The sequence below is a fragment of the Streptomyces mangrovisoli genome (assembly GCF_000974985.2).
Lineage (GTDB): Bacteria > Actinomycetota > Actinomycetes > Streptomycetales > Streptomycetaceae > Streptomyces > Streptomyces mangrovisoli.
The window spans coordinates 1-18,831 of the sequence record NZ_LAVA02000062.1 but is presented as its reverse complement, the minus strand read 5'-3'; the positions used below and the strand labels follow the sequence as shown (position 1 = coordinate 18,831).

General features: G+C 73.6%; 17 protein-coding genes and 2 pseudogenes. 7 read left to right on the top strand and 12 right to left on the bottom strand.

All coding sequences use genetic code 11. The annotated features are described in order from the left end of the window. Window positions 1-8 precede the first annotated feature (8 nt). Entirely contained in the window at window positions 9-1,514 is a 1,506-nt protein-coding gene (locus tag WN71_RS24855) for an MFS transporter (RefSeq protein ID WP_046591109.1), read from the bottom strand. An 83-nt stretch (window positions 1,515-1,597) separates the two neighbouring features. On the opposite strand from WN71_RS24855, the gene WN71_RS24850 reads away from it, so the two are divergent. After that, the gene (locus WN71_RS24850; RefSeq protein ID WP_079178082.1) at window positions 1,598-1,999 is read left to right on the top strand and encodes a winged helix-turn-helix transcriptional regulator; all 402 of its coding nucleotides are present in this window, start codon (window positions 1,598-1,600) and stop codon (window positions 1,997-1,999) included. Between the two features lie 88 nt (window positions 2,000-2,087). Here WN71_RS24850 and WN71_RS24845 read toward each other — a convergent pair whose 3' ends face one another. The 5 genes and pseudogenes from WN71_RS24845 to WN71_RS24825 form a co-directional block, all read right to left on the bottom strand. Continuing rightward, on the bottom strand, window positions 2,088-2,510 hold the full coding sequence (locus WN71_RS24845; RefSeq protein WP_046591107.1) for an acyl-CoA thioesterase: 423 nt from the start codon (window positions 2,508-2,510) through the stop codon (window positions 2,088-2,090). Window positions 2,511-2,603: 93 nt separating this feature from the next. Continuing rightward, window positions 2,604-3,005, bottom strand: a pseudogene (locus WN71_RS24840) (hypothetical protein); the annotation flags it as partial. A 513-nt stretch (window positions 3,006-3,518) separates the two neighbouring features. Then, window positions 3,519-3,737, bottom strand: a pseudogene (locus WN71_RS42865) (hypothetical protein); the annotation flags it as partial. 102 nt (window positions 3,738-3,839) lie between these two features. Beyond that, a complete protein-coding gene (locus WN71_RS24830) occupies window positions 3,840-4,439 on the bottom strand; it encodes a histidine phosphatase family protein (RefSeq protein ID WP_046591106.1) in 600 nt (199 codons plus the stop codon). A gap of 21 nt (window positions 4,440-4,460) precedes the next feature. Further along, window positions 4,461-5,669 carry a pyridoxal phosphate-dependent aminotransferase gene (locus WN71_RS24825; RefSeq protein ID WP_046591105.1) on the bottom strand — a complete coding sequence of 403 codons (1,209 nt, stop codon included), beginning with the start codon at window positions 5,667-5,669 and terminating at the stop codon, window positions 4,461-4,463. A gap of 87 nt (window positions 5,670-5,756) precedes the next feature. On the opposite strand from WN71_RS24825, the gene WN71_RS24820 reads away from it, so the two are divergent. Further along, window positions 5,757-6,389, top strand: a complete 633-nt coding sequence (locus WN71_RS24820) for a winged helix-turn-helix transcriptional regulator (RefSeq protein ID WP_046591104.1) — start codon at window positions 5,757-5,759, stop codon at window positions 6,387-6,389. Between the two features lie 163 nt (window positions 6,390-6,552). On the opposite strand, the gene WN71_RS24815 is transcribed toward WN71_RS24820, so the two are convergent. Genes WN71_RS24815 through WN71_RS24805 form a run of 3 tightly spaced genes read right to left on the bottom strand, consistent with a single transcriptional unit; the run spans window position 6,553 to window position 10,208 of the window. Beyond that, window positions 6,553-7,380, bottom strand: coding sequence for a hypothetical protein (locus WN71_RS24815; RefSeq protein ID WP_046591134.1), 828 nt, complete (start codon window positions 7,378-7,380; stop codon window positions 6,553-6,555). Next, complete coding sequence (locus WN71_RS24810) at window positions 7,380-8,642, bottom strand: VWA domain-containing protein (protein WP_046591103.1); 1,263 nt, start codon at window positions 8,640-8,642, stop codon at window positions 7,380-7,382. The genes WN71_RS24815 and WN71_RS24810 overlap by 1 nt, the downstream gene beginning before the upstream one ends. A gap of 9 nt (window positions 8,643-8,651) precedes the next feature. Beyond that, window positions 8,652-10,208: an IucA/IucC family protein gene (locus WN71_RS24805; protein ID WP_046591102.1), complete on the bottom strand. Its 1,557-nt coding sequence runs from the start codon at window positions 10,206-10,208 to the stop codon at window positions 8,652-8,654. Window positions 10,209-10,407: 199 nt separating this feature from the next. Here WN71_RS24805 and WN71_RS24800 point away from each other — a divergent pair, with 199 nt between their 5' ends. The 3 genes from WN71_RS24800 (at window position 10,408) to WN71_RS24790 (ending at window position 13,204) form a co-directional block, all read left to right on the top strand. Beyond that, window positions 10,408-11,910 (top strand): IucA/IucC family protein, encoded by a 1,503-nt coding sequence (locus WN71_RS24800; protein ID WP_046591101.1) that lies wholly within the window; start codon window positions 10,408-10,410, stop codon window positions 11,908-11,910. A gap of 116 nt (window positions 11,911-12,026) precedes the next feature. After that, window positions 12,027-12,932 (top strand): HipA family kinase, encoded by a 906-nt coding sequence (locus WN71_RS24795; protein WP_046592726.1) that lies wholly within the window; start codon window positions 12,027-12,029, stop codon window positions 12,930-12,932. Then, window positions 12,929-13,204 (top strand): Rdx family protein, encoded by a 276-nt coding sequence (locus tag WN71_RS24790; protein WP_046592725.1) that lies wholly within the window; start codon window positions 12,929-12,931, stop codon window positions 13,202-13,204. The genes WN71_RS24795 and WN71_RS24790 overlap by 4 nt, the downstream gene beginning before the upstream one ends. 97 nt (window positions 13,205-13,301) lie before the next feature. Here WN71_RS24790 and aceB read toward each other — a convergent pair whose 3' ends face one another. Both aceB and WN71_RS24780 read right to left on the bottom strand, forming a co-directional pair. After that, window positions 13,302-14,927 (bottom strand): malate synthase A, encoded by a 1,626-nt coding sequence (gene aceB / locus WN71_RS24785; RefSeq protein ID WP_046592724.1) that lies wholly within the window; start codon window positions 14,925-14,927, stop codon window positions 13,302-13,304. 237 nt (window positions 14,928-15,164) lie between these two features. After that, window positions 15,165-15,785, bottom strand: a complete 621-nt coding sequence (locus tag WN71_RS24780) for a nucleotidyltransferase family protein (RefSeq protein ID WP_046592723.1) — start codon at window positions 15,783-15,785, stop codon at window positions 15,165-15,167. A gap of 187 nt (window positions 15,786-15,972) precedes the next feature. Between WN71_RS24780 and WN71_RS24775 the strand changes: the two genes are divergently transcribed. Beyond that, complete coding sequence (locus tag WN71_RS24775) at window positions 15,973-16,287, top strand: DUF5955 family protein (protein WP_046592722.1); 315 nt, start codon at window positions 15,973-15,975, stop codon at window positions 16,285-16,287. A 122-nt stretch (window positions 16,288-16,409) separates the two neighbouring features. Here WN71_RS24775 and WN71_RS24770 read toward each other — a convergent pair whose 3' ends face one another. After that, entirely contained in the window at window positions 16,410-17,204 is a 795-nt protein-coding gene (locus tag WN71_RS24770; protein ID WP_046592721.1) for an IclR family transcriptional regulator, read from the bottom strand. Between the two features lie 227 nt (window positions 17,205-17,431). Here WN71_RS24770 and allB point away from each other — a divergent pair, with 227 nt between their 5' ends. Beyond that, window positions 17,432-18,772 (top strand): allantoinase AllB, encoded by a 1,341-nt coding sequence (gene allB, locus WN71_RS24765; protein ID WP_046592720.1) that lies wholly within the window; start codon window positions 17,432-17,434, stop codon window positions 18,770-18,772. Window positions 18,773-18,831: the final 59 nt, after the last annotated feature.

Genomic DNA, 18,831 nt, shown 5'->3' with positions numbered 1-18,831 from the left:
GCGGCGTTTCAGTCGTGCCGTGGGCGCAGGGCCGTCGCCGCCAGGGCGAGGGCCAGCACCGCGATCACCGTCGCCACGCGGAACGCCAGCCGGTACCCGTCCGCCGTGGCCGGGACCAACTCCGAGCCCCCGTCGACCAGATGGCCGGTGCGAGCGGCGGCCAGCGTGGTCAGGGCCGCCAGTCCCAGGGAACCGCCGACCACCTGCGTGGTGTTGAACAGGCCCGAGGCGAGGCCCGCGTCCTCGTCCTGGACCCCCGACATCGCGAGGCCGGTCAGCGCCGGCATGGCCGCCGCGAACCCCAGGGAGAGCAGCAGCAGCGGCGGCAGTACGTCGCCGACGTAGGACCCGTCGGCGGGCGCGCGGCCGAGCAGCGCCATCCCCGCGGTGATCAGCGCCAGCCCGGCCAGCAGCACCCGGTAGCCGCCGAACCGGCCGACCACCCGCGCCGACAGGCCGAGCATCAGCAGTCCGATCGCCACCGGCGCGGGCAGGAACGCCGTACCCGTCGCCAACTCGCTGTAGCCGAGCACGCGTTGGAGATACAGCGCCCCGATGTACTGGAATCCGTACATCGTCGCGATCATCAGGACCTGCACCGCGTTGGCGCCGGTCAGCTCCCGGGACCGGAACAGCCGCAGCCGGAGCAGCGGTCGGGCGGCCCGCGCCTGGCGCACGGTGAACGCGGCGAACAGCGCGAGGGCGAGCGCGGCGAGCAGCGCGGTCCCGCCCGGGTCCCGGTCGCCGGCGCCCACGATCACGTACACCGTGAGCATCAGCGCGCCCGTGATCAGCGCGGCGCCGGGGAAGTCCGCGCCCTTGCCGCGCCCGGCGCCGGCCCCGTTGTCCGGCCCGCTGTCGCTCTTTGATCCGTCACCGGTCTCCGGGCCCCTGCCGGCCCCCGTGCTCCGGTCGGGGGCGAGCACCCGCAGGGCCGCGACCCAGGCGGCGACGCCGATCGGGAGGTTGATCAGGAAGATCCAGTGCCATCCGACAGCCTGGGTCAGCGCCCCGCCGAGAAAGGTGCCGAGGGCTCCGCCCGCCGCGCCGACCGCGCTGAACACCGCGATGGCGCGGGCCTGTTCGCGCGGCTCGGGGAAGAGCGCCACCAGCATCCCGAGCACCACGGCCGCCGTCATCGCCCCGCCGACGCCCTGGAGCGCACGCGCCGCGATCAGCGTGCCCTGGCCGCCGGCCGTGCCGGCCAGCACCGAGGCGGCGGTGAACACGGCGAGCCCGGTGGCGAACATCCGCCGCCCGCCGACCAGGTCGCCGAGCCGCCCGGCCAGGAGCAGCAGCCCGCCGAACGGGATCAGGTAGGCGTTGACCACCCAGGCCAGGCCCGGTGCGCTGAAGCCCAGGTCGCTCTGGATGGCGGGCATGGCGACCGTGACGATGTTGCCGTCCAGGATCGTCATCAGCGTGCCCGCGCACAGCACGACGAGGGCGGCCCAGCGGGAGTACGTTCGGCTCGGCGCGGGTGCTTTCGCGCGGGGCGCGACGGTGGTCGGCATGGCAGCGGCCTCCTCATGGTGCACGACTTGTAACGGGGTACATCGTGAGTGACCATGGGAGGAGGCCGTAAGGAGGCAGTCCGATGTCCCAGAGGAACACCGGTGTTACCGTCCAGGCAGTGAACGCGCACGCGTGCCCGGTCCGGGAAGTTCTTGACAGGGTGTCCGGGAAATGGAGCGTGCAGATCCTGGTGGCGGCCGCGCACGGGCCGGTCCGCTTCACCGAACTGGAGCGCGGCATCGAGGGCATCAGCCGCCGGATGCTGACCCTCACCCTGCGCAACCTGGAGCGCGACGGACTGGTCAAGCGCACCGTCTACGCGACCGTGCCGCCGAAGGTGGAGTACGAACTCACGCCGGTCGCCCACGAATTGAACGAGACCCTGCAACGCCTCACCGACTGGGCCGAGCGCAACCGGGTGTACATCGCGAACGCGCGGGCGGCCTACGACACGGAGCACCGGCCGGAGTTGGTCGACGGGTAGGTCCGGGCGTCCCGGGCGGAACCGGGCGTCCCGGGCGGAACTGGGTGGTCCGGGCGGGACCGGGTGGTCCGGGACGCCCGGACCGGCTCTACAGCCCGAACAGGCTGAGGTCGTCCGCCAGTTCCTTGAAGATCTCCCTCGGGTCGGCGACCAGCTTGCGCTGTTCGAGGTCCATCACGCCGCCGGTCGCGACGATCTCGGCCGCCACGGTTCCGTCCGTCTTGCGGATCTCCTGCCGGATGTGGAACACCTTGCCCCCGCTCCACTCGAACTCGCAGGTCACGTCGACCTCGTCGCCCGCGAGCAGTTCGCGTTTGTACCGGATCGTCGTCTCCAGCGCCACGGGACCCACGCCCCGGGAGATCAGCCGCGACTGGCCGACGCCGGCCGCCCTGAGCAGCGTCCAGCGGGCGTGCTCCGCGTAGTTGAGGTACACCGCCTGGTTCAGATGTCCCTGGACGTCCGTCTCGTACCCTCGGACGGTCACCCGGACGGAAAACGGTTCGGCCACGGCTTTCCCTTCTCGCGCACGGCTCGCGTCCGTTGGCGCGTGCGTGTGCTCATGTTGAGGTCGTTCCGGTTCGCAACCGATCTTGGCACGCGTTCAGGCCCGGCGCGGCGATGCCAGGAGATAGCGCGTTCTGCCGCGCGGCTCCGCGTGCTCCCCGGTCTGCCAGCCCGCGCTCTCCAGGGTGGCGGCGCAGGCCCGCAGCGCCTCGACCGTGGGCGCGTGCACGGCGACCGCCTCCGGCTGCGGTGTGGCGCGCACCCGGTATCCGTCGTCGCCGTCGGCTCCGGCGGGACGGTGCCCGGCCGCCTCCAGGGCGAGCGCGGCCGCCCGCATCAGATGCGTCCGTTCCCAGCCGCAGGGCCGGTCCGTGGCGCCGTCCGGATTGGTCATCCGGCGCAGTTCGAGCAGCCCCTGCCAGGCGCTGTACACCTCCCGCACCCGCCCGGGCCCGTCGCCCCCACCGTCTTCACCACCGACACGCGCCGCGAACACACCGCGCTCGCCGCCCCCGGGCCGGTCACCGCCGCCGGACCGCCCGCCCCCGCCGGACCGCGCGCCGCCACCGGACCGGTCGCTCCCGCCGGGCCGATCACCGGCACTGGGCCGGTCACCGCCGCCGGACCGACCGCTCCTGTCAGGCCATGCGCTGCCCCCGGACCGACCGCCCCCGCCGGACCGGTCGCTCCCGCCGGACCGATCACCGGCACCGGGCCGGTCACCGCCGCCGGACCGACCGCCCTCGCCAGGCCACGCGCCGCCACCGGGTCGGCCGCCCCCGCCGCCCTGGTCCCGGATCGCTTCGCCCGCGGCGCGCTCGTCCGCGTGCGGGGTGGTCCGGCCGCCGGTCCGGGCGCCGCCCGCCGCGGCGCCGTGCGTACCCGCGGCTTCGGTGTCCTGCGTCCAGAGCGCTTCCGTGCCGTGTGCGTCGAGGGTGTCGGAGTGGTGCGGGCCGTCCGTGCGGGCCCGGCCGCCCGTTCCGGCCGTCGCGCGCGGGTCCGCCCGGGACCCGGGCGCCTCACCCCCCGCCGCGGCGTTCGAGGGACCCGCCTCCCGGATCCGATGTCCCGCAGGCGTCAGGAAGTGGTCGTGCGGCGGTCGCGGATGGCGGAAGGCGAGGCCCCGCCGCACCAGCGCGGCGAGCTGCGCCGGCGTCCCCCGCAGCAGCCCCGTCACCGGATCGGCCGCGTCGATGACGCGCCACTGCGTGGCGGTCGGCGGTCGTGTCATGGCGTGCACCTCCCCGTCGTCCCCGGGAGCGCCCGCCGCGAAGGCCCCGTCCGCTCGCGCGTCGGGCCGGTCCCGAGCCGTCCCCCGACGGCCTCTTCGAGGTTACGGCGTGGGTCTGACATTCCAGCCGGCGATCACCGGCCGCCCGTGCTCGGTGCTCAGCCGGCACAGCGTTCCGGTCGCCAGCAGGAAGTGCGCGCCCGCCGACGGCGCGAGCCCCAGCCGCCGGGCCGTCAGCACCCGCAGGAAGTGCCCGTGCGCCACCAGCAGCACGACGCCCTCGGTGTTGGCGAGCGCCGCGTCGACCTTGCCCAGCATCCGGTCGGCGCGCTCCCCGACCTGCGCCGGGGTCTCCCCGGGGTGCTCGGGCGGTCCGGGTGCGACCCCGTCGTCGAAGAGGAACCACCCGGGCCGCGAGCGCTGGATCTCCATCGTGGTGACGCCCTCGTAGCCGCCGTAGTCCCACTCCCGCAGGTCGGTGTCGACCCGTGCGTCGTCCACCCCGATCAGCTGCGCGGTCTCCCGCGCCCGCTGCGAGGGGCTGACGAACGCCGCCCCGATCCGGTGCGAGCGGATCAGCGGCACCAGGCGGCGCGCCTCCTCCCGGCCGCGCTCGGTGAGCGGCACGTCCGTCCAGCCGGTGTGCCGTCCGGATCGCGACCACTCGGTCTCGCCGTGCCGAACCAGGAAAAGATCACCCATGGGGCACAGGGTACGTCCGGGCTACTGCCGGTACCCGCTCAGGAACCGCCCGATGCGCCCGATCGCCGCCTCCAGGTCGTCCGCGTGCGGCAGGGTCAGGATGCGGAAGTGGTCGGGCGTCGGCCAGTTGAAGCCGGTGCCCTGGACGACCTGGATCTTCTCCCGCAGCAGCAGGTCCAGGACGAACTTCTCGTCGTCGTGGATCGGGTGCACCTTGGGGTCGATGCGCGGGAAGGCGTACAGCGCGCCCTTCGGCTTCACGCACGACACGCCGGGGATCTCGTTGAGCTTCTCCCAGACCACCGTGCGCTGTTCGTGCAGCCTGCCGCCGGGCGCGGTCAGTTCGCGGATGGACTGGCGGCCGCCGAGCGCGGCCTGGATGGCGTACTGCGCGGGCGCGTTGGCGCACAGCCGCATGGAGGCGAGCATGGTCAGCCCCTCCAGATAGTCGCGCGCGTGCTGCCGGGGGCCGGTCACCACCAGCCAGCCGGAGCGGAAGCCCGCCACCCGGTAGGTCTTCGACAGCCCGCAGAAGGTCAGCACGACCAGGTCGGGGGCGAGCGCGGCGGCGGAGTGGTGCACGGCGTCGTCGTACAGGATCTGGTCGTAGATCTCGTCGGCGAACACCATGAGCCCGTGCCGGCGGGCGAGATCGAGGATGCCCTCGACGATCTCCTTCGGATAGACCGCGCCCGTGGGGTTGTTGGGGTTGATGATGACGACGGCCTTGGTCCGGTCGGTGATCTTCGAGGCCATGTCGTCCAGGTCCGGGTACCACTCGGCCTGTTCGTCGCAGAGGTAGTGCACCGCCTTGCCGCCGGCCAGCGTGGTGACCGCCGTCCACAGCGGGAAGTCCGGTGCGGGGATGAGGATCTCGTCGCCGTCCTCGATCAGCGCCTGCACCGCCATCGACACCAGTTCGGAGACGCCGTTGCCGAGGAACACGTCGTCGACGCCGACCTCCAGGCCCAGGCTCTGGTAGCGCTGCGCCACGGCCCGGCGGGCGGAGAGGACCCCGCGCGAGTCCGTGTAGCCGTGCGCCTGCGGCAGCATCCGGATCATGTCCTGGAGGATCTCCTCCGGCGCCTCGAAGCCGAACGCCGCCGGATTGCCGGTGTTCAGGCGCAGCACGCTGTGGCCCGCCGCCTCCAGGGCGTCCGCCTGCTCGATGACCGGACCGCGGATCTCGTAGCAGACCTCGCTCAGTTTGCTCGACTGCCGGAACTCCATGCGCCGATTCCCCTCCGGTATCTGGTGTTACTTGGTTTTACCAAGTCCGAGCTTGGAAAGTCCAACGTCTTGTCTAGACTGCGTCGCATGCCACCTCGCCGAAGCTACGACCAGTACTGCTCCGCCGCCCGCGCCCTCGACGTCGTGGGCGACCGCTGGACCCTGCTGATCGTCCGGGAGCTGCTCGCAGGGCCCCGCCGCTACACGGACCTGCACGCCGATCTGCCGGGCGTCAGCACGGACGTGCTCGCCTCGCGGCTGAAGGACATGGAGCGCGACGGACTGGCGACCCGGCGCCGGCTGCCCCCGCCGGGCGTCGCGCACGTCTACGAACTCAGCGAGCGCGGGCGGCGGTTGCTGCCCGTCGTGCAGGCGCTGGGGGAGTGGGGCGCGGCCGAGCTGGGCGAGCGGCGGCCCACGGACGCGGTGCGGGCGCACTGGTTCGCGCTCCCGCTGCTGCGGGACCTGGAGCGCGAGGGCCGGGGACTGGTCGAAGTCGGCCTGCAGGAAGGCGAGTTCCACGTCCACGTCGGGGCGGCCGAGGGCCCGGTCTACGGCGACGGGCCCGCCCCCGCCGCCCCGGACGCCCGGCTCACCCTCGACCCGGCGACCTGCGAGGCCGTCGGGCGAGGGGAGTTGAGCCTCCGCGAGGCGACGCGGACGGGCCGGGTCGAGGTGACCGGCGAGGGCACCCTCGCCAAGGCGCTGCGCGACGGGTGACGCGGGCGGCGCCCCATCGGCGAACGGCAGCCGCATCGCGAAGGGCGGCCGCATCGAAGAAGGGCCGCCGCATCGGTCGATGCGACGGCCCCTGTGCGCCGGCCCCTGCAGGTCGGCCCCTGTGTGTCGTCCGACAGTTCGTAGGACCCGTCGGACTACGGCGTCACGCGCCCGGCGGCACCCGGTACGGCCGCCCGTGCCCGCGGGTCAGCGCGTAGCCGCCGATGCCCGCGAGCGCGGCGAGGACGCCGCCGATGCCGGTCCACACCCAGCGGTCGGACCACCAGCCGGAGGACCAGCCGTCGTCGGGCTCGATCGCGGAGAGCACCGCGCCCTTGGTGGAGGAGTCCTCGTCCGCGGAGTCGTCGTCCCCGGACGCCGACGTGACCGCGATGCCCGGCACCAGCGGCTTCGCCAGCGAGCCGTCCACCGCGGCCGAGCCGCCGACGTCCTTGGAGTCGACATGGACCTTGGCGCTCACCGGGAGGCCCAGGTCGGAGTCGGCGAGATCCACGACGGTCAGCCGGATGTAGTACGTGCCCGGCAGCGGGTCGTCGGACCACTGCTCGGACCAGGCCCGCACCGTGCGCAGGACACAGGTCAGTTCGACCGAGGTCGCGCCCTCGGCCGCCGCGCGGGTCTGCGCGCCGTACTGGCAGGCCTGGCGGCGCCGCAGCCCGTCGTACACGTCGATCTGCCAGGTCTGCGCGGTGTGCTTGTCCGGCAGGTCGACCGTCGCCTTGACGGTGGGGCGCTGGCCCGCGTCGGCGGCGAACGACCAGTACAGGTAGTCACCCGTGGAGGCGCCGGCGGTGGCGTCGACGCCCTGGTCCATCTCCGCCGCCGTACGGAACGACGTACCCGCCTCGGTGGGCGCCTTGGAGTCGTCCGACGAACTCGGCGACGCGGAAGGGGAGGAGTCGGCGACGGCGGGACCCGCCGCCAGCCCGACGGCCAGCAGGGCCGTGCCCAGGATTCTTGTGAACTTCATCAGTTGGTCCTCCAGACCGCGACCCGCCAGCGCGACACCCAGCCCCACAGCAGACCGGCGACGAAGCCGGTCAGCACCAGGGCGCCCAGCAGCCACCAGCCCCGGCCGAGGCCGAAGGAGGCCACGTCGCTCGCCTGGTCCGGGCCGTCCACCACGTCCACGGTCATCTCCAGCGGGAGACCCGGCGTGGTCTTCACCCCCGTGGCGGGGGAGAAGGAGTTGGTGACCTCCAGGCACACCGTCTCGGCGGGCGTGTCGTCGTCGCCCTCCGCCTTCGGGTAGCGCAGGCCCGTCGAGACGACGTCGGTACGGCCGTCACCGTCCGCCTCGCCGCGCACGATCTCCCGGCCGTGCTGGGTCACCGCCCGCAGCAGCACGCCGTACGACGGGTTGACCGCCCGGTCGTCGGCGACGCTGACCGAAGCGCGCAGCTCCTGGCCGGGGTTGACCTCCACCTTGTACCAGCGCTGCTGGCCGAACTCCTCGCGGTCCGTGTACAGGCCGGACTTCAGCGAGGGCGCGTCGGAGCACTGGCCGGTGCCCTCGGTGGCCACCGGGGTGACCACCGGGTCGGCCGCGCGATCCACCAACTGGCCCACGCGGTCGCTGAGTTCCTTCTTGTGCTGCACGTCCGTGTAGGTGCCGCCGGTGGCGTCCGCGATACAGCTGAGCTGCTCGCGGGTCTTGGCGTCCGGGACCAGGCCGAGGGTGTCGATGGTCAGCCCGACGCCCTTCGCGGCTATCTCCCGGGCCACTTCGCACGGGTCCAGCGGCTGGCAGGTGTCCTCGCCGTCGCTGATCAGGACGATACGGCGGGTGCCGTCACCGCCTTGGAGGTCGTCGGCCGCCTTCTCCAGGGCCGGTCCGATCGGCGTCCAGCCGGTGGGTGACAGCGTCGCCACCGCGGTCTTCGCCTCGGTGCGGTCCAGCGTGCCCACCGGGTAGAGCTGAGCGGTGTCCTTGCACCCCGTCTTGCGGTCGTTGCCGTGGTAGTTGGCGCCGAGGGTGCGTATGCCGAGCTGCACACCCTCCGGCGTGGCGTCGAGCACCTCGTCGAACGCCTGCTTCGCCGCCGCCATCCGGCTGCCGCCGTCGATGTCCCGGGCGCTCATCGAACCGCTGACGTCCAGGACGAGTTCGACCTTGGGGGCTGCCTGCGTGTCCGTCTCGTCGGCGGTCGCCGTGGCAGGGAACGCGAGCCCGGCCGTCAGGGCGGCGAGCAGGGCGCAGACGCCCGCCGCCAGCCGTTGTGTTCTGATCATCGCCGGATCCTAGTGATCGAAGGCGTCCGGCTTCAAAACGAGCGGGTTGGGCAGCGTCGTCCACTGGTCGCCGGGGACGTCCGGCGACAGCCGCATCAGCGTCAACGCCTTGACGGGCAGCGGCTCTTCGAGCAGCGCGGCGAGATCGGGGGTGCGCGGCAGATCGCCCGCCACGGCGGCGAGCGCCGCGCGCAGCGCCGGTCCCGAAGCGGCCGTGGTCGCCAGCGCGCCCGCCACCAGCGAGCCGAACAGCTTGCGCCGCAGGGCCCGTACGTCGTCCGTGACGATCCGCTCCGGCAGCCGCGGCACCTCGATGCCGTGTGCGGCGAGCCGGGCCGGGCTGACCCGGATGTCGGCCAGATCGCGGTAGACCAGCCGCAGCGGCCGCCCGGTGCCGGAGAGCACCACCAGCAGGTTCTGGCCGTGCGCCTCCAGCGCCGCGCCCAGTTCGAGCAGTCGCAGCCCCGCCGTCAGCGCGAGCCGCGTGAAGTCCGCCAACCAGGCCCCCGATCGCGGGAGTTCGGTGGTGGCGAGGGCGGCCACCGGCACCACGTGCTCGCCCGCCCCCGCGTACGCCTGCGGAGACTCGCGCAGTACGGCCGCGAGGTCGGGGGAGCCCGTGGTGGCCGCACCCAGCGTGCGGGTGACGTGCAGCAGTCCGCCGGAGCGCGCGGCCAGCACCTCGCCGAACTCCGAGAGCACGGCGGACGCTTGTACCGAACCGACCGAGATGTCCCTGACCGACGACGTCAACCGGGCGCTCAGCGCGGTCTTCACGTGCGTCCCCCCGGGGAGCGCGAGCGTACGCAACGACATCAACGGATGCGCGGAGAGGCCCCCGCCGCCCGCTTCGCCCCCGGCGGGCCGCCCGGTGTCGGTCGGCTGCTTCAGCACGTGGGCCGCCTGCCAGGGGTGTACCGGGATCAACAGCCGTCCACCGTCGCGCAGATGCTCCGGCCACACCCCCGACACCAGGCAGTCCTCCTCGGGCGCGGCCACCGCTCCCAGGGCGACGACCGGCCGGTGCTCGGGGCCGTAGGCGAGCTGCTCGGCCACCGAGAAGCCGATCCGGGAACGGCACCCGGGGTGGAACGGATGCCCGTCCACGACCCGCTGCTCCCACTCCCAGTCCCGGCCGGCACCCGGCCAGGGCGCGACGCCGGCCGGCTGGTTCGCCCGGGACAGCGCCGACGACGCCACGCTGTGCGCCAGTTCGGCGGCGAACCCGGCGCCGTGCGGCACCCGCAGGTCCGTCATCAGCCGCGCCGGGTCCGCGTACGCCACCCCGTCGAGCAGGACCGCGCCCACCAGGTCGCCGGTCGCGTAAGGATCCGCCCGGGGGCCGTGCAGCGACCGGCCGTCGGCGAGCCGCAGCGCGAGCCCCCGCGCCTCCTCGACCCTGCGGGTCACCCACGGCAGCGGCTCATGGGCGAGCCCGCGCCACAGCCGGGTCAGCACGGCGCAACGGGCGCCGGGCAGCCCGTCCGTGTACGCGGGCAGCAGATCCGGCCGCACCTCGGCCAGCTCGGCGGCGACCTGCGCCTCGACGGAAGGAAAACGGTGCACGCTCGGGCTCCTCGGGGTACGGGACGGATGAGGCACTACGGGCGCCCGGCCACGGGAGGCGAACGGTCGCGGCCCCCGCCCCGGTGACGGCCTCCGAACCGGTCGCGGCCCGGGAACCGGCAACGGCCCGGGAACCGGTCACGGCCGTCCACCGTGCCAGACATACTGATCATGACCGCCCCGAGTGGCCGCACGACGAATGGACCGCGTGGACCCGATGCCCACCAGCGACGACGCCGGACGGAGTGCCGACGCGTACGCGGCAGCGCCCCTGCTCAACTGCCTGCTGCGGGAGGTCGCCCGGCCGCACGCGCGCACCGGCGACCTGCGCGAGTACCGGCTGCCGGGCAGTGGCCGGCTGCTGCGGGTGCGCGGCGCGCGCCGCCCCGCCGACCCCGAGCTGCGCACCGACGGGCGCTGGCACCCGCTGACCCACGCCGACCTGGTGAAACTCGTCGCCGACGAGCTGCGCGAAGACACCGGCCTGGCCAACGACGAACTGCCCGTCGAGATGGCCGACAGTCGCGCCGCCGTCGCCGCGCTGCTCGCCGCACGGGCCCGCACCCCCGTCCCCGAGGACCCGTACCGACGCTCGGAGCAGTCCCTCGTCACCGGTCACCCCTGCCATCCCGCTCCCAAGGCCCGCGGCGGCGGACCCGTCACGGCCTGGCTGCCGTACGCCCCCGAGGCCCACACCAGTTTCCCGCCGGTGCTGCTCGGCGTGCGCGAGGACACGGTCGTCGAGGAGGGCGACGTCCGCGCGCTGGACGCCCTCGGCGCCGCGCCGCCCGGCTACCGGCTGCTGCCCGCCCACCCCTGGCAGCTCGAACTCGTCGGCCGGGACCTCGCCCCCGCGTTCGCGGACGGCCGCCTGGTGCGCCTCGGCCCCGCCGCCTTCCCGGCGTGGCCGACGGCCGCGATCCGCACTCTGTACGCTCCCGGGCCCGACCTCCACCTGAAATTCAGCCTCGACGTGCGCATCACCAACGACATCCGCCGGCTGTGGCGGCACGACCTGCTGAAGCTGCGCCGCACCGACGCGGCCGCGGCCGCCGCCCTGAGCGCCGGCCCCGCCCCCGCCGCCTGGCTGAGCGACCGCGGCTACCGCACCGCGGGCTTCGCCTTCGAGGAACTCGCCGTCGTCGTCCGCGACGGAGTCCGCGACCACCTGGTGCCCGGGGCGACCCCGCTGCTCGCCGCCGCCCTCGCCGAGGGGTTCGCGGGCAATCCGCTCGCCGCCACCGCCGACCCGGCCGCCTGGTGGGAGGCGTATCTGCGCCAGGTGGTCCCCCCGGCCCTCACCGCGTTCGCGGACCACGGCGTCGTACTGGAGGCACATCTCCAGAACACGCTGGTCGCGGTCGACGCGGCCGGCACCCCCGTGCAGGCGCTGTTCCGCGACGCCGAGGGCGTCAAGCTGCTGCCGGACGTCTCCCGGGCCGCCGGGTGGGAGCGGCTGGTGTACTGCCTGGTCGTCAACCACCTCACCGAGATCGCCGCCGCCCTCGCCGAGCACCACCCCGGGCTCGACCCGTGGCCCGCCGCGCGCCGCGCCCTGGCCCGCCACCGCGACCTCCCCGAGGCCGCCGCCCTGCTCACCGCGCCCACCCTGCCCGGCAAGACCAACCTGCTGCTGCGCTGGACCGGCGCGGACGGCGCGGACGCCCGCTACCTGCCGCTGCCCAACCCGCTCGCCGGCTGAACCCACCCGCCCGCGCCCCCGACCTGCCCGCCGGCTCAGCCCACCCGCCCGCGCGGAGCGGGCCCGTGCCCGACCGCCGCCCGTCCCGGTCCGGGCGCTGACTTACCCTTGCGGGTGTGCTGCGCGACGTGACTGCTGTTCGATACGTGACCCCTCTGCGGTCCGGCGGCTCCGTTCCCGGGGTCGTCGAGGCCGACGACCTCGGCACGTACGTCGTCAAGTTCACCGGCTCCGCGCAGGGCCGCAAGGCGCTGGTGGCCGAGGTGATCGTCGGGGAGCTGGCGCGCGCCCTCGGGCTGCGCTTCCCCGAACTGGTCCTGGTCCACTTCGACCCCGCGATCGCCGCCGACGAGCCCCACCAGGAGGTCCGCGACCTGCACGCGGCCAGTGGCGGCCTCAACCTCGGCATGGACTACCTCTCGGGCGCGCGCGACTTCACGCCCGACCTCGCCCGGCACTTCCCCGTCGACCCGGTGGAGGCCGGCCGGATCGTCTGGCTCGACGCCCTCACCGTCAACGTGGACCGCACGGTCCACAGCTCCAACCTGCTGGTCTGGCCGACCCTCGGCACGGTGCCGCCCCGCCTGTGGCTCATCGACCACGGTGCCGCGCTCGTCTTCCACCACCGCTGGGACGGCGCCGACCCCGAGAAGGTCTACGACTTCCGCCACCACGCCCTCGGCCACTACGGCCCCGACGTGCGCGCCGCCGACGCCGAACTCGCGCCGAAGGTGACCGAGGAGCTGCTGCGCGCCGTCGTCGCCGAGGTGCCCGACGCCTGGCTCACCGACTTCCCCACGCCGGACCTGGCGCGGGAGGCGTATGTGGCGTATCTCCACGCCCGCGTGCGGGCCTCCGCGCGCTGGCTGCCCACCGACTTCCCCACCCGGGAGGAGCTCGCCGCCGAGAACGCGATCAAGGCGGCGCGGACCGAAGCGAGCCGGCCGAAGTGGCTGAAGCGGGTTCCCGACCTGCACGGCGAACCGGCCGCAGAACAGGATTGGTCGGTGCACCTGGGATGACCGGGAAGGTCCAGATCGAGTACTGCACCCAGTGCCGGTGGCTGCCGCGCGCGGCCTGGCTGGCGCAGGAGCTGCTCACCACGTTCGAGACGGAACTGGACGAGCTGTCGCTCAAGCCCGGCACCGGCGGCGTCTTCGTCGTCCGCGTCGACGACGAGGTGGTCTGGGACCGCAGGGAGCAGGGCTTCCCCGAGCCCACGGCCGTGAAGCAGGCCGTACGCGACCGAGTGGCCCCGGGCAGATCCCTGGGCCACTCGGACCGCGGCGCGTGAGCGGCTGCGGCGGCGCGTGGGCGGACCCCGCCGCGCGTGACCGGGTCACGCGCCGCGTGAGCGCGGTGCGCGTTGCCGGAGGCGCCGCCGAGGGGCGTCAGCCCTTCAGCTGCTCGTACGCCGGCAGCGTCAGGAAGTCCGCGTAGTCCTCGTCCAGCGCCACGGTCAGCAGCAGGTCGTGGGCCTGCTGCCAGTGCCCGGCGGCGAACGCCTCCGCGCCGATCTCCTCCTGGATGTCGGCGAGTTCGCGGGCCGCGACCCGGCGCGCGAGGTCGGCGGTGACCAGCTCGCCGTTGTCGAGGACGACACCCGCGTTGATCCACTGCCAGATCTGCGAGCGGGAGATCTCCGCGGTGGCCGCGTCCTCCATCAGGTTGAAGATGGCGACCGCGCCGAGGCCGCGCAGCCACGCCTCGATGTAACGGATGCCCACCTGCACGGCGTTGACCAGACCGGCGTAGGTCGGCTTCGCCTCCAGGGAGTCGACCGCGAGCAGGTCGCCCGCCTTGACCTCGACGTCCTCGCGCAGCCGGTCCTTCTGGTTCGGCTTGTCGCCGAGGACCCGGTCGAAGGACTCCATGGCGAGCGGCACCAGGTCGGGGTGGGCGACCCAGGAGCCGTCGAAACCGTCGTTCGCCTCACGGTCCTTGTCGGCGCGGACCTTCTCGAAGGCGACCTTGTTGACCTCGGCGTCGCGCCGCGAGGGGATGAACGCGGCCATCCCGCCGATCGCGTGCGCGCCGCGCTTGTGGCAGGTGCGCACGAGGAGTTCGGTGTACGCGCGCATGAACGGCGCCGTCATCGTGACCGCGTTGCGGTCCGGCAGGACGAACTTGACCCCGCCGTCCCGGAAGTTCTTCACGATGGAGAACAGGTAGTCCCAGCGGCCCGCGTTCAACCCGGAGGCGTGGTCGCGGAGTTCGTAGAGGATCTCGTCCATCTCGTAGGCGGCCGTGATCGTCTCGATCAGGACGGTGGCGCGGACGGTCCCCTGCGGGATGCCGAGCAGGTCCTGGGCGAGGACGAACACGTCGTTCCACAGCCGGGCCTCGAGGTGCGACTCGGTCTTCGGCAGGTAGAAGTACGGGCCCTTGCCGAGGTCGAGCAGCCGCCGCGCGTTGTGGAAGAAGTAGAGCCCGAAGTCGACGAGCGCGCCCGGCACCTGGACGCCGTCGGCGTCGACGAGGTGCCGCTCGTTCAGGTGCCAGCCGCGCGGCCGCATGACGACGGTCGCCAGCTCCTCGTCCGGGCGCAGGGCGTACGACTTGCCCGACGCGGGGTCGGTGAAGTCGATGGCGCGGGCGTAGGCGTCCTTCAGGTTCAGCTGGCCGCCGACGACGTTCTCCCAGGTGGGGGCGGAGGCGTCCTCGAAGTCCGCGAGCCAGACCCGGGCGCCGGAGTTCAGCGCGTTGACCGTCATCTTGCGGTCGGTGGGGCCGGTGATCTCCACCCGCCGGTCGTTCAGCGCGGCGGGCGCCGGGGCCACCCGCCAGGAGTCGTCCGCGCGGATCGCGGCGGTCTCCGGCAGGAAGTCGAGCGACGACGTGCGGGCGATCTCGGCGCGGCGCTCGGCGCGGCGGGCGAGCAGGGCGTCACGGCGCGGTGTGAAGTGCCGGTGCAGCTCGGCCACGAAGGCGAGCGCCGCGTCCGTGAGGATCTCCTCCTGCCGGGGCAGGGGCTCGGCGTCGACGAGGGCCAGCGGGGACGGCGCTGGTGCGGACATGAGCGGTCACTTCCTTCAGCGAGCTGGCGAGCTGGGGTGCGTACGCGCTGGCACGGGATGCCAGGTGCCCGGAAACGGCCCGGCAAGCCCTGCGGCACGGCACGACGCTTCTGAACAGTGGATAGTAGTTTCCTCATGGTGGAAGTTCAATGATTTGTTGATGTCGAGACCCTCCGCGGCGAGCCGGAGTGGCTCTCGGTGCCACCTGGTTCACTCAAGCTCTCGGTGCCACCTGGTTCACTCAAGGTGGCCCAGGTCCTCCTCGGTGTCGATGTCGTACGGCTCCGCCACGTCCGCGCACTCCACCAGTTCCAGCCGGTCCGCATGGGCCCGCAGGTAGGCGCGCGCCCCCTGGTCCCCGTGCGCGAGGGCGGCGATCCCGGCCCAGTGGGCCGACCCGAACAGCACCGGATGCCCCCGCTCGCCGTCGTACGCGGCGGCCACGAGCGACTCCCGCGACCCGCCGCGCCCGGCGACCCGCGCCACCGCCGCGGCCCCGATCCCGGGCTGGTCCACCAGCAGCACGAGCGCGGCCGACGCGCCGGAGCCGGCCAGCGAGTCGAGCCCGGCCCGCAGCGAACCGCCCATGCCCTCCCGCCAGTCGGGGTTGTCCACGACGACGCAGCCCGCGAGGTCCGCCGACTCCCGTACGGCGTCGGCGGCCGCCCCGAGCACCACGTGCACCGGCGCGCACCCCGCGGCCCGCAGGGCCCCCACCGCGTGCTCCACCAGGGGCCGCCCGCGGTGCGGCAGCAGCGCCTTGGGCCGGCCGCCGAGCCGCCGTCCCCCGCCCGCCGCGAGCAGCACCCCGGCGACCTGCCGGACTCCGCCCTTTTCGTCCGCCTTCTCTTCGGTCATGACTCCTGCATACCTGACCGCACGGCGGTGGCGCGGATTCCCGGGACTGAATTTCGGTCCGCCCGGTGGCGCTTTCCGCACGAGGTGGCGTTTACTGACCCGCGTCCCCGGCGTCCGACCAGCGCCACGGGGCACCGGGCGGGTTCACCACGACGGTGCGCACAAGGGCGTGCGCGGGGGGAGAGCTGTGTTGCGGAGCGTGGGGCAGAGGTCAGTGACCGGCAGTGACGAGGACCCGAGAGTGGCGGAACTGCGGTCCGCCGTGTCCCGGTTACGCCGTGAACTCGCCGCTCACCCGGCCGAGTTCCCCGACCGCGGCATCGCCGAGGACGAACTCGCCGCGCTGGCCGCGATGGCCATGGGCGGCGCCCCCGAGATCCCGCGTCTGCGCCGCTCGTTACTGCTGATCGCCGGCTCCATCGGCTCGGTCAGCGCCCTCGCCCGCGGCCTCGCGGACGTGCGCGCGGCGGTCGAGCTGTTCGGCGAACCGCCGCGCAGGTGACGTACCGTCAACCACGCTCGTGCCGGGGTGTCTTCCGGCCTCCCGCGCCCGCAGGTGTCTCTTCTGGTCTTCCCGCGCCCGCAGGTGTCTCTTCTGGCCTCCCGCGCCCGCCGGTGTCTCTCCTAGCTTCCCGCGCCCGCCAGGGCCTGTGACAGCTCCACCGCGATCTGCTGGAGCACCGGCACGATCCGTTCGACGGCCTCCTCCGTGACCCGGCCCGCCGGGCCCGAGATGGAGATCGCGGCGGCCGTGGGGGAGTCCGGGACCTGGACCGCGAGGCAACGGACCCCGATCTCCTGCTCGTTGTCGTCGACCGCGTAACCGAGCCGCCGCACGTCCGCCAGCGCCGCGAGGAAGCCGTCGGGCGTGGTGATCGTCTTCTCCGTGGCGGCGGGCATCCCCGTGCGGGCCAGCAGGGCGCGCACCTCGTGGTCGGGCGTGGTGGCCAGCAGGGCCTTGCCGACCCCCGTGGAATGCGGCAGCACGCGCCGCCCGACCTCGGTGAACATCCGCATGGAGTGCTTGGACGGCACCTGGGCGACATAGACGATCTCGTCGCCGTCGAGCAGTGCCATGTTCGCCGTCTCGCCGGTCTCCTCGACCAGTCGCGCGAGACAGGGCCGCGCCCAGGTGCCGAGCAGCCGGGAGGCGGACTCGCCGAGCCGGATCAGACGGGGGCCGAGCGCGTACCGCCGGTTGGTCTGCTGGCGTACGTAGCCGCAGGCCACCAGCGTGCGCATCAGACGGTGGATGGTGGGCAGCGGCAGCCCGCTGCTCGCCGACAGCTCGCTCAGACCGACCTCGCCGCCCGCGTCCGCCATCCGCTCCAGCAGGTCGAAGGCGCGCTCGAGGGACTGGACGCCACCGCCGCCGGAGGACCGGGCGGAGCCGTTGGTGCTGGCGCTGGACGTCGGCACGGCGCGTTCCTTTCGACGATGGTGCGTCCCTACATTCTGCTCTACGGAATTGTAATTTCGCCTTGTGGAAACGTCCAGAGTGTGCGCGCGGGGCAGGCTGTACAGCAGTGTGCCCTTGACGGCGCGAAGGCGGGAGTGAAGACTCCTTCAACAGAAAGTTGAATTCCGTTACGTGGAAGTAAATCCCGTTTCCCGGACGTGAAGCGCCGGCGGAGAGAGGGGTCCGGGTGTCCGACACAGAGCTGGTCCTGCGGTCGCGGCGGGTCATCGCCCCTGAAGGGACACGGGCCGCCGTGGTCGCGGTGTCCGGCGGCACGATCGCGGCCGTACTGCCGTACGACACCCCGATCCCCGCGGGCGCGCGCCTGGTGGACCTGGGCGAGGACGTGCTGCTGCCCGGCCTGGTCGACACCCACGTGCACGTCAACGACCCCGGCCGCACCGAGTGGGAGGGCTTCTGGACCGCGACCCGCGCGGCGGCGGCCGGCGGCATCACCACCCTCGTCGACATGCCGCTCAACTCCCTGCCGCCGACCACCACGGTCGAGCATCTGCGGATCAAGCAGAAGACCGCCGCGGACAAGGCGCATGTCGACGTCGGCTTCTGGGGCGGCGCCCTGCCCGGCAACACCGGCGACCTGCGCCCGCTGCACGAGGCCGGGGTCTTCGGCTTCAAGGCGTTCCTGTCGCCCTCGGGCGTGGAGGAGTTCCCCCACCTCGACGACGACGAGCTCGCCCGCTCGATGGCCGAGATCGCCGGGTTCGGCGGGCTGCTCATCGTGCACGCCGAGGACCCCCGCCACCTGGACGCGGCCCCGCACCGCCCCGGCCCGAAGTACGCCGACTTCCTGGCCTCCCGCCCGCGCGACGCGGAGGACACGGCGATCGCCCGGCTCGTCGAGCACGCCCGGCGGCTCGGCGCCCGGGTGCACGTGCTGCACCTCTCCTCCAGCGACGCCCTGCCCCTGATCGCCGCCGCCAAGGCCGACGGGGTGGCCGTCACGGTGGAGACCTGCCCGCACTACCTGACCCTCACCGCCGAGGAAGTCCCGGACGGCGCGAGCGAGTTCAAGTGCTGCCCGCCCATCCGCGAGGCCGCCAACCAGGACCTGCTGTGGCAGGCGCTCGCGGACGGCACCATCGACTGCGTGGTCACCGACCACTCGCCCTCGACCGCCGACCTCAAGACCGACGACTTCGCCACCGCCTGGGGCGGCATCTCCGGCCTCCAGCTCAGCCTGGCCGCGGTGTGGACCGAGGCCCGCCGCCGCGGGCACGGACTGGAGGACGTGGTGCGCTGGATGTCCGCGCACACCGCGCGGCTGGTCGGCCTCGACGGCCGCAAGGGCGCCATCGCGCCGGGCCACGACGCCGACTTCGCCGTCCTCGCCCCTGACGAGACCTTCACCGTGGACCCGGCCGCCCTGCACCACCGCAACCGCGTCACGGCGTACGCCGGCAAGACGCTGTACGGCGTCGTGCGGTCGACCTGGCTGCGGGGCGAACGCGTGTTCGCCGACGGCGAGTTCACGGCTCCGAGGGGGCACCTGCTGAGCCGTACGACCTGAGACCGCACCCGGCAGGGGACGACCGGCACGGCTCCCACACCCCGACCCGCACCCACACC

What these genes read in the sequence shown, in the direction of transcription:
- WN71_RS24855 (WP_046591109.1), bottom strand. Translation starts at nt 1,514, where the DNA reads ATGCCGACCACCGTCGCGCCCCGCGCGAAAGCACCCGCGCCGAGCCGA.
- WN71_RS24850 (WP_079178082.1), top strand. Translation starts at nt 1,598, where the DNA reads ATGTCCCAGAGGAACACCGGTGTTACCGTCCAGGCAGTGAACGCGCAC.
- WN71_RS24830 (WP_046591106.1), bottom strand. Translation starts at nt 4,439, where the DNA reads ATGGGTGATCTTTTCCTGGTTCGGCACGGCGAGACCGAGTGGTCGCGA.
- WN71_RS24825 (WP_046591105.1), bottom strand. Translation starts at nt 5,669, where the DNA reads ATGGAGTTCCGGCAGTCGAGCAAACTGAGCGAGGTCTGCTACGAGATC.
- WN71_RS24820 (WP_046591104.1), top strand. Translation starts at nt 5,757, where the DNA reads ATGCCACCTCGCCGAAGCTACGACCAGTACTGCTCCGCCGCCCGCGCC.
- WN71_RS24815 (WP_046591134.1), bottom strand. Translation starts at nt 7,380, where the DNA reads ATGAAGTTCACAAGAATCCTGGGCACGGCCCTGCTGGCCGTCGGGCTG.
- WN71_RS24810 (WP_046591103.1), bottom strand. Translation starts at nt 8,642, where the DNA reads ATGATCAGAACACAACGGCTGGCGGCGGGCGTCTGCGCCCTGCTCGCC.
- WN71_RS24800 (WP_046591101.1), top strand. Translation starts at nt 10,408, where the DNA reads ATGGACCGCGTGGACCCGATGCCCACCAGCGACGACGCCGGACGGAGT.
- WN71_RS24790 (WP_046592725.1), top strand. Translation starts at nt 12,929, where the DNA reads ATGACCGGGAAGGTCCAGATCGAGTACTGCACCCAGTGCCGGTGGCTG.
- aceB (WP_046592724.1), bottom strand. Translation starts at nt 14,927, where the DNA reads ATGTCCGCACCAGCGCCGTCCCCGCTGGCCCTCGTCGACGCCGAGCCC.
- WN71_RS24780 (WP_046592723.1), bottom strand. Translation starts at nt 15,785, where the DNA reads ATGACCGAAGAGAAGGCGGACGAAAAGGGCGGAGTCCGGCAGGTCGCC.